At 66.9% G+C, this 15,813-nt stretch carries 16 protein-coding genes; 3 read left to right on the top strand and 13 right to left on the bottom strand.

The window, feature by feature from the left end; genetic code table 11:
- Positions 1–92: 92 nt before the first annotated feature.
- Complete coding sequence (gyrA, locus tag F3H87_RS13610; RefSeq protein WP_149787678.1) at positions 93–2,834, top strand: DNA gyrase subunit A; 2,742 nt, start codon at positions 93–95, stop codon at positions 2,832–2,834.
- Between the two features lie 219 nt (positions 2,835–3,053).
- Here gyrA and F3H87_RS13605 read toward each other — a convergent pair whose 3' ends face one another.
- The 3 genes from F3H87_RS13605 to F3H87_RS13595 form a co-directional block, all read right to left on the bottom strand.
- Entirely contained in the window at positions 3,054–4,529 is a 1,476-nt protein-coding gene (locus F3H87_RS13605; protein ID WP_149787448.1) for a carboxypeptidase M32, read from the bottom strand.
- Between the two features lie 3 nt (positions 4,530–4,532).
- On the bottom strand, positions 4,533–5,672 hold the full coding sequence (gene ctaA / locus F3H87_RS13600; protein WP_149787447.1) for a heme A synthase: 1,140 nt from the start codon (positions 5,670–5,672) through the stop codon (positions 4,533–4,535).
- A 67-nt stretch (positions 5,673–5,739) separates the two neighbouring features.
- Positions 5,740–6,483, bottom strand: a complete 744-nt coding sequence (locus F3H87_RS13595) for an RNA methyltransferase (protein ID WP_149787446.1) — start codon at positions 6,481–6,483, stop codon at positions 5,740–5,742.
- 145 nt (positions 6,484–6,628) lie between these two features.
- On the opposite strand from F3H87_RS13595, the gene F3H87_RS13590 reads away from it, so the two are divergent.
- A complete protein-coding gene (locus tag F3H87_RS13590; protein WP_149787445.1) occupies positions 6,629–7,249 on the top strand; it encodes a thiamine phosphate synthase in 621 nt (206 codons plus the stop codon).
- Between the two features lie 182 nt (positions 7,250–7,431).
- Here F3H87_RS13590 and F3H87_RS13585 read toward each other — a convergent pair whose 3' ends face one another.
- The 3 genes from F3H87_RS13585 to F3H87_RS13575 form a co-directional block, all read right to left on the bottom strand.
- A complete protein-coding gene (locus tag F3H87_RS13585) occupies positions 7,432–8,259 on the bottom strand; it encodes a lysophospholipid acyltransferase family protein (RefSeq protein ID WP_223228064.1) in 828 nt (275 codons plus the stop codon).
- A complete protein-coding gene (locus F3H87_RS13580) occupies positions 8,259–9,035 on the bottom strand; it encodes a GNAT family N-acetyltransferase (protein ID WP_149787443.1) in 777 nt (258 codons plus the stop codon). Before F3H87_RS13580 ends, F3H87_RS13585 begins: the two co-directional genes overlap by 1 nt.
- A gap of 118 nt (positions 9,036–9,153) precedes the next feature.
- Complete coding sequence (locus tag F3H87_RS13575) at positions 9,154–9,336, bottom strand: DUF3553 domain-containing protein (protein WP_149787677.1); 183 nt, start codon at positions 9,334–9,336, stop codon at positions 9,154–9,156.
- A 27-nt stretch (positions 9,337–9,363) separates the two neighbouring features.
- On the opposite strand from F3H87_RS13575, the gene F3H87_RS13570 reads away from it, so the two are divergent.
- Positions 9,364–9,954 (top strand): histidine phosphotransferase family protein, encoded by a 591-nt coding sequence (locus F3H87_RS13570; protein WP_149787442.1) that lies wholly within the window; start codon positions 9,364–9,366, stop codon positions 9,952–9,954.
- Between the two features lie 9 nt (positions 9,955–9,963).
- Here the strand turns inward: F3H87_RS13570 and F3H87_RS13565 are convergent, their stop codons facing one another.
- The 7 genes from F3H87_RS13565 to F3H87_RS13535 all read right to left on the bottom strand — a co-directional run bounded on the left by F3H87_RS13565 (position 9,964) and on the right by F3H87_RS13535 (position 15,622).
- A complete protein-coding gene (locus F3H87_RS13565) occupies positions 9,964–11,220 on the bottom strand; it encodes a glutamate-5-semialdehyde dehydrogenase (RefSeq protein WP_149787441.1) in 1,257 nt (418 codons plus the stop codon).
- A gap of 67 nt (positions 11,221–11,287) precedes the next feature.
- On the bottom strand, positions 11,288–12,394 hold the full coding sequence (proB, locus tag F3H87_RS13560; RefSeq protein ID WP_149787440.1) for a glutamate 5-kinase: 1,107 nt from the start codon (positions 12,392–12,394) through the stop codon (positions 11,288–11,290).
- Positions 12,382–13,416: a GTPase ObgE gene (obgE, locus tag F3H87_RS13555; RefSeq protein ID WP_149787439.1), complete on the bottom strand. Its 1,035-nt coding sequence runs from the start codon at positions 13,414–13,416 to the stop codon at positions 12,382–12,384. The genes proB and obgE overlap by 13 nt, the downstream gene beginning before the upstream one ends.
- A 47-nt stretch (positions 13,417–13,463) precedes the next feature.
- Positions 13,464–14,003 carry a GNAT family N-acetyltransferase gene (locus F3H87_RS13550; protein WP_149787438.1) on the bottom strand — a complete coding sequence of 180 codons (540 nt, stop codon included), beginning with the start codon at positions 14,001–14,003 and terminating at the stop codon, positions 13,464–13,466.
- Positions 14,000–14,605, bottom strand: a complete 606-nt coding sequence (locus F3H87_RS13545) for a LysE family translocator (RefSeq protein WP_149787437.1) — start codon at positions 14,603–14,605, stop codon at positions 14,000–14,002. The genes F3H87_RS13550 and F3H87_RS13545 overlap by 4 nt, the downstream gene beginning before the upstream one ends.
- Before the next feature lie 78 nt (positions 14,606–14,683).
- A complete protein-coding gene (rpmA, locus tag F3H87_RS13540) occupies positions 14,684–14,953 on the bottom strand; it encodes a 50S ribosomal protein L27 (RefSeq protein WP_149787436.1) in 270 nt (89 codons plus the stop codon).
- 12 nt (positions 14,954–14,965) lie between these two features.
- Positions 14,966–15,622 (bottom strand): 50S ribosomal protein L21, encoded by a 657-nt coding sequence (locus F3H87_RS13535; protein WP_149787435.1) that lies wholly within the window; start codon positions 15,620–15,622, stop codon positions 14,966–14,968.
- Positions 15,623–15,813 lie beyond the last annotated feature (191 nt).

The following is a 15,813-nucleotide window of genomic DNA, read 5'->3' as shown; positions in this document are numbered from 1 at the left end:
TGTCGGGCGGTCTTTGATTGCACCCCATATCGTGGCTCTGATATAGTCCGGGCAACAATATCTTGAGCGCCAGAAAAGAACGGGCAGAGCACGTGAACGACACGCCGGAAACCCCTGAAAACGAAGACGAAAACGGCCCCGCGCGTCCCGCGTATGACGGCCCCGTCGTCTCGATCACGGACGAGCTGAAATCGTCCTATCTCGATTACGCCATGTCGGTGATCGTCAGCCGCGCCATCCCCGACCTGCGCGACGGGCTGAAACCGGTGCACCGCCGCATCCTCTATGCGATGCACGAAAGCGGCAACACCCACGACAAGTCCTACCGCAAATCCGCCCGCCCCGTCGGCGACGTGATGGGTAAATACCACCCGCACGGCGACAGCGCGATCTACGACGCGCTGGTGCGTATGGCGCAGGATTTCTCGATGTCGCTGCCCTTGCTCGACGGCCAGGGCAACTTCGGCTCGATGGACGGGGACAGCCCCGCCGCCATGCGCTATACCGAGGTGCGCATGGACAAGCCCGCCGCCTCGCTTCTCGCCGATATCGAGAAGGAGACGGTGGATTTCCAGGACAACTACGACGGCAAGGACCGCGAGCCCACCGTCCTGCCCGCGCGGTTCCCCAACATGCTGGTCAACGGCGCGGGCGGTATCGCGGTCGGCATGGCCACCAACATCCCGCCGCACAACCTGGGCGAGGTGGTGGATGCCACGCTGGCGCTGATAGACGAGCCCGACCTCAGCTCGGAACAGCTGATCGAGTATATCCCCGGCCCCGATTTTCCCACCGGCGGCATCCTTCTGGGCCGCTCGGGCGCGCGCAAGGCGTATCTCGAAGGGCGCGGCAGCGTCATCATCCGCTCGAAGACCCGGGTCGAGGAAATCCGCAAGGACCGCTACGCCATCATCATCGACGAGATCCCCTATCAGGTGAACAAGGCGACGATGATCGAAAAGATCGCCGAACAGGTGCGCGAGAAGAAGATCGAGGGCATCGCCCATGTGCAGGACGAATCCGACCGCGACGGCGTGCGCGTGGTGGTCGAACTGAAACGCGACGCCACCCCCGACGTGGTGCTGAACCAGCTGTTCCGCTTTACCCCGATGCAGACCTATTTCGGCTGCAACATGCTGGCGCTCAATGGCGGGCGGCCCGAAACGCTGACGCTGCGGCGGTTCCTGACCTCGTTCATTTCCTTCCGCGAAGAGGTGGTCGCCCGGCGCACCGCCTATGACCTGCGCAAGGCGCGCGAACGCAGCCATATCCTGTGCGGCCTTGCCGTTGCCGTGTCGAACGTGGACGAGGTCGTGGCCACGATCCGCGCCTCGGCCGACGCCGCCGAGGCCCGCGAAAAGCTGATGACGCGCCGCTGGCCCGCGGGCGACATCCTGCCCTATATCGCGCTGATCGACGACCCGACCCATACCGCGAACGAGGACGGCACCTATAACCTGTCCGAGATTCAGGCCCGCGCGATCCTCGATCTGCGGCTGCAGCGCCTGACGCAACTGGGCGTCAAGGAAGTCACCGACGAGCTGGAGGAACTGGCCGGCAAGATCAAGGAATACCTGGAAATCCTCGGCTCGCGCGAGCGCATCATGGGCATCATCGCCAACGAACTGCGCGAGGTGAAAGACCAGTTCGCCGTGCCCCGCCGGACCGAGATCGTCGACTGGTCGGGCGACATGGATGACGAGGACCTGATCGAACGCGAAGACATGGTCGTGACGATCACTCAAGGTGGCTATATCAAGCGCACCCCGCTGGCCGATTTCCGCGCCCAGAAACGCGGCGGCAAGGGGCTGTCGGGCGGCACGCTGAAAGACGACGACGTGGTGACCAGCCTGTTCGTGGCCAACACCCATACGCAGCTTCTGGTCTTCACCACCGATGGCATGGTCTACAAACTGAAAACCTGGCGCCTGCCGCTGGGCGGGCGCACCTCCAAGGGCAAGGCGATCGTCAACATCCTGCCGATCCAGCCCGGCACCTCGATCGCCGCCATCATGCCGGTGGACCGTCCCGAGGACGAATGGGCCGACCTGCAGATATTCTTTGCCACCACGGCAGGCGACGTGCGCCGCAACGCGCTGTCGGATTTCACCAACGTCAAATCCAACGGCAAGATCGCGATGGACCTGCCCGAGGGGGTGGAAATGGTCAACGCGCGCATCTGTTCCGAGGATGACGACGTGATGCTGGTCACCGATTCCGGCCGCGCGATCCGTTTCCCGACGACCGAGGTGCGCGTGTTCAAGGGCCGCAAATCCACCGGTGTGCGCGGCATCCGGCTGTCGGGCGGCGACAGGGTCGTGTCGATGTCGGTGATCCGCCATTTCGAGGCCGAGGCCGACGAGCGCGCGGCCTACCTCAAGATGCGCCGCCTGATGGCCGGCGTCACCGACGAGACCGAGGCCGACGACGAGGAAGGCAATGCCGACACTCTGCTGCCGCAGGAACGCTATGCCGAGATGTCGGCGGCCGAGAACCTGATCCTCACCATCACCGCCGGCGGCACAGGCAAGCTGTCCTCCAGCCACGACTACCCGGTGCGCGGGCGCGGCGGCATGGGGGTCGCGGCGATGGACAAGGCGATGCGCGGCGGCCCGCTGGTGGCGTCGTTCCCTGTGGAAATGGACGACCAGATCATGCTGGCGACATCCAGGGGCCAGTCGATCCGCGTGCCTGTCGACGGGATTTCCTTCCGCTCGCGCAGCGCGGGCGGGGTCAAGGTGTTCAACCTCGGCCGCAAGGAAGAGGTGGTCAGCGTCGCCTGGATCGCCGATCAGGGCGACGAGGACGAGGGCGAAGGCGGAAGCGAGGAATAAACCGCCGTATCCGTCATTTGCCCTGAACAGCCGCGCAACAGAAGGGCATCGCACGGCCGCGGTCGGGCGATCCTGCCTCTGTAGCTGCCACTTTATCGCGCAGCCACGTCCTCCCTCAAAGCGGTGCGCCTGCGGCAGCCAATCGCCCGGCCGGGGGGCGACCGTGCGATGCCCGGGCCGCTTCGCGGCTGTTCCGGGCCGGGTGCTCCATTTACCCCCTCACAGCCCGTAAAGCGCGCCGAACTTCTCTTCCAGGTAATCCAGCAGCGGCCCCTCGTTCGGTTCCTCGCCGCAGGCCCGCGCGATCGCCTCGCGCGGCTCGTAAAGCCCGCCGTGGCGCTGCACCGCCTCGCGCAGCCAGCCGGTCACCGCACCAAGATCCCCCTCGTCCAGGTGCCCCTCCCAGTCGGGCACGGCCACGCGCAATGCCTTCATCAGGCACCCGGCATAGACATTGCCCAGTGTGTAGGTCGGAAAATACCCGAACAGCCCCTCGGACCAGTGCACATCCTGCAAACAGCCATTCGACGGCCTGTCCACCGCATAGCCGAAATCGGTCGCGAACCGGGCATTCCACGCCTCTTCCAGATCCGCCGCTTCCAGCTTTCCGGCGATCAGGTCACGCTCAAGATCGAAACGCAGCAACACGTGCAGGTTATACTGCACCTCGTCGGCCTCGGTGCGGATATACCCCGGTTGCAGCGCGTTCACGGCGGCATAGAACGCATCGGCATCTGCCAGCCCCAGATCGCCGAACGCCTCGCGCATCCGCTCGTACAGCCAGCCGGTGAACGCGCGCGAGCGGCCAAGCTGGTTCTCGTAGATGCGCGATTGCGATTCGTGCACCCCCATCGACACGCCCTGCCCCAGCGGCGTCAGCCCATAGGCCGGGTCGATCCCCTGCTCATAGGCGGCGTGGCCGACTTCGTGGATGGTGGAATAGAAACAGTTGAACGGATCGGCCGGGTTGGTGCGCGTGGTGATACGCACATCGTCGCCCGAGCCCGAGCTGAAAGGATGCACCGCCTTGTCCACCCGCCCGCGCGCCATGTCATAGCCAAAGGTCTTGGCCAGCACCCGCGACAGGCGCATCTGCGCGGCCTCGTCATAATCGCCCGCCAGCCCCGCCGGGGCGGGCTTGTCCAGGCAGGCCGCGCGCAGGTCCACCAGCCGCGGGCGCAGCGCGCCGAACATCGCCTCCAGCCCGGCGGCGGTCGCGCCCGGCTCGTAATCCTGCAACAGCGCGTCATAGGCATCGCTCCCCGCCGACAACGCCGCGCCCTCCTGCCGCTTGAGGTCGATCATCCGCGCCAGCATCGGCAGGAAATGGGCCACGTCCTCGGCCTCGCGCGCCTCGGCCCAGCGTTGATGCGCAAGGCTCCGGGTGCGCGCGATCTCGGCCGCCAGATCGGATGGCAACCGCGTCGCGCGGGCATAGTCGCGGCGGATATGGCGCATCTGCGCCTGCCCCACCGCATCCAGCGCCGTGTCGTCGACGGCCGCCAGCCAATCGCCCAGCCGGGGGCTGGTGCGGCGCTCGTGCAGGATGGCGGCCACCGCCGCCGTCTCCTCGGCCCGCTGCGCGCCCGCGCCGCGCGGCATCACGGTTTCCTGGTCCCAGCCCAGCCGCCCGGCCACCTGTGCCAGCGCCTGCGTCTGGCGCTCATACGCCATCAGATCGTCGAATGCGGTCATGGATTACCCCCGGATGGATTGTGCGACGGGATAGCCCGACAGGAACCGTGCCCGCAGGATCAGCACCCAGACGATCACCGCCAGCACCTGATGAACGATCGCAACCTGCCAGGGCGCGCCCGTCACCACGGTGAAGATGCCCAGCACCACCTGCGCGCAAAGCGCGATGAAGGCGGCGCTGAACGCCGTGCGCGTGACGCCATGCGCGCTCTTGCGGCCACGCAGCCAGACCGCCACGGAAAACGCCAGCAGAAGATACCCCACCATCCGGTGAATGAACTGCACCAGTCCGGGGTTTTCGAAAAAGTTGCGCCATACCGGCTCGAACAGGAACGGATCGGGCGGCAGCACCTGCCCGCCCATCAGCGGCCAGTCGGTATAGGACCGCCCGGCGTCGATCCCCGCCACCAGCGCCCCCAGCAGGATCTGCAGGAATGCGAAATGCAGCCAGCCGGTCGCCATCCCCCACAGCCGCGGCTCTTTCAGCCGCCGCGCCTGCATCAACTCGCGCTCCTCGCGGCCCAGCAGGAACACGTACCACGCGATGAACCCCAGGATGACGAAGGCCAGCCCCAGGTGCGTGGCAAGGCGATAGCTGGCCACGCTGGTCATCGACCCGCTCAGCCCCGAGGCGACCATCCACCAGCCGATCGCCCCCTGCGCACCGCCCAGCACGCCGATGAACAGCAGCCGCCCGGTCCAGCCCGCCGGTATCCTGCGCGCCAGCAGAAAGCCGAGGAATCCCAGCGCCCAGACCAGCCCGATCACCCGGCCCAACTGCCGGTGGCCCCATTCCCACCAGTAGATCATCTTGAAATCGTGCAGCTCCATCCACTGATTCTGGATACGGAATTGCGGGATTTCCTTGTATTTCTCGAACTCGGCCATCCAGTCGGCCTCGGTCATCGGCGGGATCGCGCCGCGGATCGGCGCCCATTCGGTGATCGACAGCCCGCTGTCGGTCAGCCGGGTCAGCCCGCCCACCGCGATCATCACCATGACCAGCGCGAACAACACCATCAGCCACGCGCGGATCGCCCCGCGCGCGCCGCGCCGCGCGGCCTTGTCGATGAAACCGCCCTGCGGTTCGGTCACCGCCTCGCGGCTCTCGACCTCTTCGAAAATGCTGCGTTTTCCGCTCATTCCCTGCCTCCGAGTGACTTGCGCGCAAGGTAAGGCGCGGCCCCCGCGCCGTCCAGTGCGATGCGCCTTATCCGCGCTCTTTCCAGCGCACCATTTGCCGCATGATGCCGTGCATCATCTGCACATCCGCCCGCGTCATCCGCATCCGGGACCACAGGTTGCGCAGGTTCACCTTCATGCCCTCGGCCTTTTCCTCGGGAAAGAAGAACCCCGCCTCTTCCAGCCGCTCCTCGTAATGGGCGGCCAGCTTTTCCACCTCCAGCCCGGTGGCCCAGTCGGTGCGGCCCATGTCGTCGCTGACCGGCGCGATATCGGCCACCTGCCGGCGCCATTCATAGCCCGTCAGCAACACGCATTGCGCCAGGTTAAGCGACGGGAATTCCGGGTTCACGGGGACCGAGACGATGGCATTGGCCTGCGCGATATCCTCGTTCTCCAGCCCCGCGCGTTCCGGCCCGAACATCACCGCCACCTTTTCGCCCGCCGCGATCCGGGCGGCGGCGTCCTTCATCGCGGCCTCGGGGCTGAACACCGGCTTGGTCAGCCCGCGCACCCGCGCGGTGGTGGCATAGGTATAGGTGCGGTCGGCCAGCGCACCGGGCAGGTCGGCGCACAGCATCGCCTCGTCCAGCAGGCGACCCGCGCCGCTGGCCATCGCCACGGCCCGCTGGTTGGGCCAGCCGTCGCGCGGGGCGACGATGCGCATCCGGTCCAGCCCGAAATTCCACATCGCCCGCGCCGCGCCGCCGATATTCTCGCCCATCTGCGGGCGCACGAGCACAAAGGCGGGTTGCTGTGGATCGGTGGGCATCTCTCGCTCCGTCATCGGGGTCACGCGCCCTGTTAGGGGAAAGCCGCGCGGGTGAAAAGACCCCGCCGCCGTGCATCGGCCTAACCCCCTTGGCGCACCTGCCTTTTCCGCGCTATAGGGGCCAGACCCAGTGCAGGAGCGCATCATGGCCCAGGCCGAGCAACCGCAGATCTATCTCGTCACCCCGCCCGAATTCGAACTCAGCCGGTTTCCCGACCAGCTTGCCGGGGTGCTGGACAGCCACGATATCGCCTGCGTGCGCCTGGCCCTCGCCACCCGCGACGAGGATCGCATCGCCCGCGCCGCCGACGCGCTGCGCGAGGTGACCCATGCCCGCGACGTGGCGCTGGTGATCGACAGCCATATCCTGATGGTGGAACGGCTGGGCCTCGACGGCGTGCACCTGCCCGATGGCGCGCGCAACATGCGCAAGGCCCGCAAGGAACTGGGCGAGGATGCCATCGTCGGCGCCTTCTGCGGCGCCTCGCGCCATGACGGCATGAACGCGGGCGAGGCCGGGGCCGATTACATCAGCTTCGGCCCGCTCTCCGGCGCCAGCCTCGGCGACGGGCGGCTTGCCGAACGCGAGCTTTTCGAATGGTGGTCGCTGATGATCGAACTGCCCGTGGTGGCCGAGGGCGGGCTGACGCCCGACATCATCCGCGACCTGACCCCGGTCACCGATTTCTTTGCCATCGGCAGCGAGATCTGGGGCGCGGGCGATCCGGCCTCGGAACTGGCGGCGCTGAAGGCGGCGATGGGCTGACCGGGGCGCGCGGTTTGCGTCAGGAACCGCGCGGTTTTCCCTAAAACGCGGCCAGCGGGCCGGTTTTGTCACCCGAAACCACGGACTCGCGACCCGAAACCGCGCAGTTTCCCCCCAGAACCGCGCGATTCCCGTTAACATTCCGTCAGGAACCGCGCGGTTTCGACGCCGGATCGCGCAGGTTAACGCCTGTCGGGCGGCATCCCGCCGCGAACCACCTCTTCCAGATGGGCGGCCAGCGACTTGCGGTCCGGGAAATCGTCCACCCGCACCGGATCGTGATAGATCACCTCGACCGAGCCCTGTTTCGCCGCCGCCAGCACCCGCAGCAGGTGCGGCCCGAAATCCATCTCGCCCCACCAGCCATAGAATCGCGGATCGGCCCCATCTGGCGCACGATAGACCACGGTGCAGGGCTGGATATGCATCTCATGGCGCAGGTGATCGGAAAAGAACGCCTGGAAAAGCGTTGTTTTAAAAGGTAAAACCACCATACCGTCGGTCGACGTTCCCTCGGGGAAGAACAGCAGCTTGTGCCCGGCCAGCAGCCTTTCCTCGAAGATATCCTGCTGCCTGCGCGCCTCGCGCCGGTCGCGGTTGATGAACACCGTGCCGGTGGCCTTTGCCAGCGTGCCGATCCCCGGCCAGCCCGCGACCTCGGCCTTGGACACGAAATAAATCCGCTTGCCCGCGTTCAGGGTGAAGATATCCAGCCACGAGGAATGGTTCGCCACCACCGCCCCGCGCTTGTCCATCCGCGCGCCCCGGCGGCTGTAGCCGATGCCGAGAATGGCAAGGGCGGATCGGGAAACAAACATTGTTATATAAGGGGTTAGCGGGCGTTTCTTACCGTAGAACGGCCGTTCGACCAGGTGATGCCCGACCAGCATCACAAGCAGGCTGACCCCGATCACCGCGATCAGCGCCGCACCGCGCAGCACCACCCTGACCCAGCCCGTGACAGGGATCGGCCCGAACGCCGGCTCGGGCGGCATGTCCCATTCCGGCATCACGCACCCCGACCCCTGGAATAGATCGCGCGCTGGCGGTCGCTCATCCGTGCGGTGTCGAGGATCAGGCAGACATCAATGGTGTTGAACGCATGGTCGATCCACGCACCTTCGCCCACGAAGCCGCCGAGCCGCAGGTAAGCCTTTATCAATGCGGGGATTTCCAGCACCGCCGCCTTGCGATCCAGCGCCTCCGCCGCGATCCGGTCCATCGCGGTGAAATGCTCGGGCCGGGCGCGCACGCGCAGGTCGGGCGGGGCCAGGTGGCCGTGATGCAAAAGCGACAGCGGCGCCGCCAGCGCATCCGGGTCGGTGCCGTGGAACGAGGCCACGCCGAACAGGATTTCTATTTCATGATCAGATACATACGAGGCAAGGCTATTCCAAAGGTGGAACATCGCCATACCCCCGCGATAATCGCGGTGCAGGCAGGAGCGGCCCAGTTCCAGCAGTTTCCGGCCCGAGGATTTGAGAACCGACAGGTCGTATTCGTCCTCGGAATAGAACTGCCCGATCCGCGCCGCCTGATCGTCGCGCAGCAGGCGATAGACGCCGATCACCCGATCACCCGGCGCGCGCGCGTCGTCACGCAGGATCAGGTGGTCGAAAAAGGGGTCGAACCTGTCCCGCTCCAGCCGGTTTTCGTGGTCCACCATCGCGCCGCCGCCGCCCAGTTCCGCAACGAACACCTCGTATCGCAGGCGCTGCGCGGCGCGCAGATCGGCCTCGTCGGCGGCAAGGGTTACGGCAAAGCGGGGCTCATGCGATATTGGCATGTCGGGTGCGGGTCCTGCGGAGATATCTGCGCGTGTGTAGGCAAGACCCCGTTGAAACGCAACATCGGCAAGGGTCTTGCCCTGCAAAGCGAAAATGCTAACCCTTTGTTAACCCGGTTCAGTCATCAAGGACGGGTTCGAGTGCGACGCGGGCACCGTCGATCACCACCTTGCCCGCGTCTGGAAAGTTGACGGTTATGCGAGTGCCGATCCGTGACTGCACCTGCCCCACGCCCCAGTCGGGACATTGTGGGTGGCGGACAAGCATTCCCGGTTCAAGAAATCCATTCAGGTCGTCCATGGCCATGCCTTTCCCCGGAGGTGCATAATGTCGAAACATAGCGCGCAACTGGCGGCCCTGGTAGGCTCGCGCATCTGCCATGACCTGATCAGCCCGGTGGGCGCGATCGGCAACGGGCTGGAGCTGATGCGGATGGGCGGCGGCCAGGGGCCCGAGATGTCGCTGGTCAATGACAGCCTGGCCAACGCGCAGGCGCGTATCCGGTTCTTTCGCGTGGCCTTTGGCGCGGCGGAGGACGGCCAGACCATCGGTGAAACCGAATTGCGCGGCATCCTCGGCGATCTGGCAGGCGCCGCGCGGCAGGAGCTGCGCTGGCAGGTGGCGGGCGACGTGGCGCGGGCCGAGGTGCGGCTGGTATTCCTGGCGATCATGTGCCTGGAAAACGCCCTGCCCTTCGGCGGCACGATCACCGTCACCCGCGAGGGGGCGACATGGGCGGTCACCGGGCGGTCGGACAAGCTGCTGATCGACGAAAAACTGTGGGATGCGCTGAACCGCCCCGGCGCGGATGTCGCCCCGTCCGAGGTGCAGTTCGCGCTGCTGCCGCTGCTGCTGGACGATATCGGCGCCCGCCCCCGGACCCGCATCGGGCCCGAGGAGATTGCGATCAGGTTCTGAACCACCGGCTCAGGCGCGGGTCGTGCCGTCGCCGTCGACAAGATACTTGAAGCTGGTCAGCTGCTCGGCCCCGACGGGGCCGCGCGCGTGCATCTTGCCGGTGGCGATCCCGATCTCGGCGCCCATGCCGAACTCGCCCCCGTCGGCGAACTGGGTCGAGGCGTTGTGCATCAGGATCGCGCTGTCGATCCGTTCAAAGAACCGCGCCACGGCGGCGGCATCCTCGGCGATGATGCATTCGGTGTGGTGCGAGCTGTAGCGCCGGATATGGTCGATCGCACCGTCCACGTCGTCGACGATCCGGGCGGCGATATCCATGTCCAGGTATTCGCGGCCCCAGTCCGCATCGGTGGCGCGGTCGGTGCCGGGCAACCCGTCGCCCGCGTGGACACGCACGCCCGCCTCCATCAGCGCTCGGATCAGTTCGGCGCCCAGGCCGTCGGCGATATCGCGGTGGATCAGCAGGCATTCCGCCGCGCCGCAGATGCCGGTGCGGCGGGTCTTGGCGTTCATCACCACGCGCATCGCCTTTTCGGGATCGGCGGATTTGTCGACATAGACATGCACGATCCCTTCGAGATGGGCAAAGACGGGCACGCGCGCCTCGCGCTGCACGAGGCCCACCAGCCCCTTGCCGCCGCGCGGCACGATCACGTCGATGTAATCGGTCATCGTCAGCATCTCGGCCACCGCCGCGCGGTCGCGGGTGGGCACGCGCTGGATCGCGTCCTCGGGCAGGCCGGCGGCGCGCAGCCCCTCGACCAGGCAGGCATGGATCGCGGCGGAGGAATGGAAGCTTTCCGAGCCGCCGCGCAGGATCACCGCGTTCCCGGCCTTGAGGCAGAGCGCCCCGGCATCCGCCGTCACGTTGGGGCGCGATTCATAGATCACGCCGACCACGCCCAGGGGCGTGCGCACGCGGCGGATATGCAGCCCCGAGGGCATGTCCCATTCGGCCAGGACCGCGCCCACCGGATCGTCCTGCGCCGCGACCGAACGCAGCGCGTCGCAGATGCCGGAAATCCGCGCCTCGTCCAGCATCAGCCGGTCCATCATCGCCGGGCTCAGGCCCTTGTCGCGGCCATAATCGAGGTCGCGGGCGTTCTCGGTCACGATCTCGTCCCGCCGCGCCCAGACCGCATCGGCGGCGGCCATCAGCGCGGCGCGCTTGGCCTCGGCCGGGGCAAAGGCCAGCTCGGACGCGGCGGCGCGCGCGCGGCGGCCGATATCGGCCATCAGGGCGGGGATGTTTTCAAGGTCTTTCATGGCTCGGGCCCTTGCGTCTGGTGCCGGACGCCTCCGGCGGGAGTATTTCGGGAACGATGAAGGCGCCTTAAAGTGCCATATCGTCGCGGTGAATCAAAGCGGCGCGCGCCGGGTAGCCCAGCACCGGCTCGATCGCGTCCGAGCGCAGGCCGCGGATCGCCCGCGCCTCGGTCGCGGTATAGCGGCTGAGACCCTGGCCCAGCTTGCGCCCGCCGGCGTCGCAGATCGCCACCGGATCGCCCCGGCCAAACTCGCCCGAGACCTGCGCCACGCCGGCGGGCAGCAGGCTGCGCCCCTGCGCCAGCGCACGGGCAGCACCCGCATCCACGGTGATCTGGCCGCGCGGTTTCATCGCCGCGATCCAGCGTTTGCGCGCGGCCTGCGGATCGCCCTGCGGGCGGAACCAGGTGGCGTTGGCGCCGTTTTCCAGCGCGCTCAGCGGGTGCATGACCGATCCCTCGGTGATCGCCATGGCGCAGCCCGCGGCGGTGGCCATCCGGGCGGCCATCAGCTTGGTCACCATGCCGCCCTTGGACAGGCCCGACACGCCCTCGCCGGCCATCGCCTCGATCTCGGGGGTGATGGCGTCGATCACGTCATAGCGGCGGGCGGCCGGGTCGGTCTGGGGGTTGGCGGAATAGAAGCCGTCGACATCCGACAGCAGGATCAGCTGGTCGGCCTCGACCGTGACGGCGACCTGCGCGGCCAGCCGGTCATTGTCGCCATAGCGGATCTCGTCGGTGGCCACGGTGTCGTTTTCGTTCACGATGGGCACCACGCCCAGAGACAAGAGCGTTTCCATCGTCGCGCGGCTGTTGAGGTAGCGGCGGCGGTTGGCGCTGTCTTCCAGCGTCACCAGAACCTGCGCGGTGGTCAGGCCGTGAGGGGCCAGCGCCTCTTCGTAGGCGCGGGCCAGGCGGATCTGGCCGACGGCGGCGGCGGCCTGGCTTTGCTCCAGCGGCAGGTCGCGCGCGTTCAGCCCCAGCACCCCGCGCCCCAGCGCGATCGAGCCGGACGAGACCAGCACGACATCGGTGCCGCGCGCCTTGATCCGGGCGACATCCTGCGCCAGCGCGCGCAGCCAGTCGGCGCGCAGATCGCCGGTGGCCCGGTCGACCAGCAGGGCCGAGCCGATCTTGATCACGATGCGGCGCGCGTCGCTCAGGGTTGCCACGGCGCATCCTCCGCGGCGGGTGTCTGGCGCAGGCGGCCCGCGTCGATATGGCTGCGTAGCGCGCGCAGCACCGCATCGACGCCCTCACCCGAGACACCCGACATCAGCAGCACGTTCCCGGCGCCCGCCGCCTGCAATTCGTCGCGCAAAAAGGCGCGTTCCTCGTCATCCAGCGTGTCGATCTTGTTCAGCACCGTCACGCGCGGCTTGTCGGCCAGCCCCGCGCCATAGGCGGCCAGCTCGTCCAGGATGGTGCGATAATCCTCGATCAGCGTGCCCGAGCTGCCGTCGACCAGGTGCAACAGCACCGCGCAGCGTTCGACATGGCCGAGGAAGAGGTCGCCCAGCCCCCTGCCTTCGCTTGCGCCTTCGATCAGGCCGGGGATGTCGGCCACGACGAATTCCACCCCGTCGATGCCGACGACGCCGAGATTCGGGTGCAGCGTAGTAAAGGGGTAATCGGCCACCTTGGGCCGCGCGTTCGACGTGGCGGCGAGGAAGGTCGACTTGCCCGCGTTGGGCAGGCCCACCAGCCCCACATCGGCGATCAGCTTAAGCCGCAGCCACAGCGTGCGCTCGACGCCCTCCTGCCCCGGATTGGCGCGGCGCGGGGCCTGGTTGGTCGAGGTCTTGAAATGCAGGTTGCCCCAGCCGCCGTTGCCGCCCTTGGCCAGCAGCACCCGCTCGCCCACCTCGGTCAGGTCGGCGATCAGGGTTTCCTGGTCCTCGTCCAGTATCTCGGTGCCGACGGGCACACGCAGCACCACGTCCTTGCCATCGGCGCCGGTGCGCTGGCGGCCCATGCCCGGGCGGCCGTTATCGGCAAAGAAATGCTGCTGGTAGCGAAAGTCGATCAGCGTGTTCAGCCCGTCCACCGCCTCGACCCAGACCGAGCCGCCATCGCCGCCGTCACCGCCATCGGGGCCGCCGAACTCGATATATTTCTCGCGCCGGAACGACACGCAGCCGTTCCCGCCCGAGCCTGAGCGAATATAGACCTTTGCGAGATCGAGGAACTTCATGGAACACTCCTTCGTGTCCGGCGTCTATCGCAAAGGCCGTGCCCTGCTCAACTGAGTTTTCGTGTATAGGTCCAGGTGGCCACCTTGGCCCCCCGCGCGACCGAGAAGGTTTCGGCGTCGCCCAGATAGGCGAAACCGGCATTCGTCATCACCCGCGCCGAGGCGGGGTTGTCCTGGAACACCTCGGCAAACAGGGTCTGCGACTGATGCGGATTGGCCGCCATCACGGCCTTGAGCGCCGCCGAGGCGACCCCGGTGTTCCAGAACGCGGGCGCGACCCAGAACCCGACCTCGGACTGGGCGCGGTCGAGCCGTTCCAGCCCGAACAGGCCCATCACCTCGGCCCCGCCCGAGGCGCTGGCGTCCAGCGCCCACACATCCTCGGCCCGGTCGGGCGCCTGCGCGCGCTGGATCAGCGCCTCGGCCGCGCCGGGCGGAAACGGATGCGGGATCGAGCGGGTCATCCGCGCCACGCGCGCATCGCCGGCATAAAGCGCGATCAGCCCGGCATCCGAGCGGCGCAGCGGGCGCAGCACGAAACCGTCGGCGTCGATCCGGGGTTGGTCTGGGGTAAGCTCCATATTCATGCGCTTTCTCCTCCGAAAAGCACCACAAGGACGGAGGCGACGGTCAGCGCCGCAAGCGTCCACATCAAATACCGTTCCGCGGGGGTGCCCGCGACCGTGCGGGCGATCCGGTCGCCCGCGAATGTCCAGATCGGGTGCAGGATAATCTGCAACGATAACAGACAGATGGCGATTGTCGCCGTGGCCTGCAAGGTGCCGGTGCCCGGTGTCACGAAATTGGTAAATCCGGTGACGATCATCGCCCATGCCTTGGGGTTCAGCGGATGCACGGCAAGACCGGCCAGAAAGCCCGGCGCGGTGTCGGCCTGCACGCCGGGGGCAAGGCGCAGGTTCGCCACCTTCCAGGCCAGCCAGCAGATATAGGTCAGCGAGGCCCATTTCAGCGCCGTGAACGCCCACGGATAGCGCGCGGCCACCCCCATCAGGCCATACCCGATGGGCCATATGATGATCTGTTTTCCCAGCGCGACGCCGGCCACGAAAGGCAGCGCGGCGCGCAGGCCGAAGCGCGCACCGGTCGCCATCAGCGCCATGTTGGCGGGGCCCGGCGTGCCGACCTGGCTGGCGCCGAAGACCAGGAAATTCATCACGGCAACGCCCATGGGTCGCTTGCCTCCTGCAACGAAAAAGGGGACCGGCCGGTCAGCCGATCCCCTAATGATTGAACCGTTAAGGTCGGCTTACTCTGCGGCCTCCACTTCCGGCAGTACCGAAATGAAGGTGCGGCCCTTGAGTCCCTTGTGGAACTTCACGCGGCCCTCGGCGGTGGCAAAGATGGTGTGATCCTTGCCCTGGCCGACGCCTTCGCCCGGCCACCACTTGTTGCCGCGCTGGCGCGCGATGATGTTGCCCGGGATCACGTCCTGACCGCCGAATTTCTTGATGCCGAGGCGACGACCTGCCGAGTCGCGCCCGTTACGGGACGAACCGCCTGCTTTCTTGTGTGCCATGGGTCTGTCTCCTTATTTCCCGGTCAGTTCCTTGGCCTGATCGACCCAGCCTTCGCGCTCGATCCGGCCCTTGAACGACAGTTTCTCGTCCATCGCGGCAATGTCCTCTTCGGTCCAGGCCGCGATCTGGGCAAAGGTGGTCACCCCTGCCTCGTGCAGTTTCTTTTCCAGCGCGGGGCCGACGCCCGACAGCTGCTTCAGGTCGTCCGCACCGGCAGCGGCGGGGGCAGCGGCCTTTTTCGCGGCGGGCTTTTCAGCCTTTTTCGGCGCGGCCTTCTTGGGGGCTGCGGCAGCGGCGGCAACGCCCGCGACCGAGCCTGCGCCCACGGCGGCCTTGACGCCGGTCTTGTCCGCGCCCGATGCCAGGATCTCGGTGATCTTGAGCAGGGTCAGCTTCTGGCGGTGACCCACGGTGCGCTTGGACGAATGCTTACGACGGCGGCGGACGAAGTTGATGACCTTGTCGCCCTTGACCTGGTCGATCACCTCGGCCTGGACGGCGGCGCCGTCGACCAGCGGGGCGCCGACAACGGTCTTGTCGCCACCCAGCATCAGAATTTCGTTGAACTGGACGGTTTCGCCAGCATCGGCGGCAAGTTTTTCCACGCGGAGCATATCGCCCGACTGGACCTTGTATTGTTTGCCGCCGGTTTTCATAACCGCAAACATCGGTTTCTTCCTTTCATTAGCCGCGTCCTGGGGCCCCCTTGCGGGCGTTTCTGGCACTCGTGCCGCCGCGGACAGCGTGCCCTTTGTGGGCATCGTCAAAAGAGATACGGGCAGAGTCGCCCCTGCCCGGATGCGCGCTTGTCCCCTATCGCCGGGATCGAGTCAAGGGATTATCGGCAGAGTACCGGCGC

It is taken from the genome of Lutimaribacter pacificus (assembly GCF_900142185.1).
Taxonomy (GTDB): domain Bacteria; phylum Pseudomonadota; class Alphaproteobacteria; order Rhodobacterales; family Rhodobacteraceae; genus Lutimaribacter; species Lutimaribacter pacificus.
Note: the sequence above shows the minus strand (reverse complement) of the source record. Positions and strands in the feature narration are given on the sequence as shown.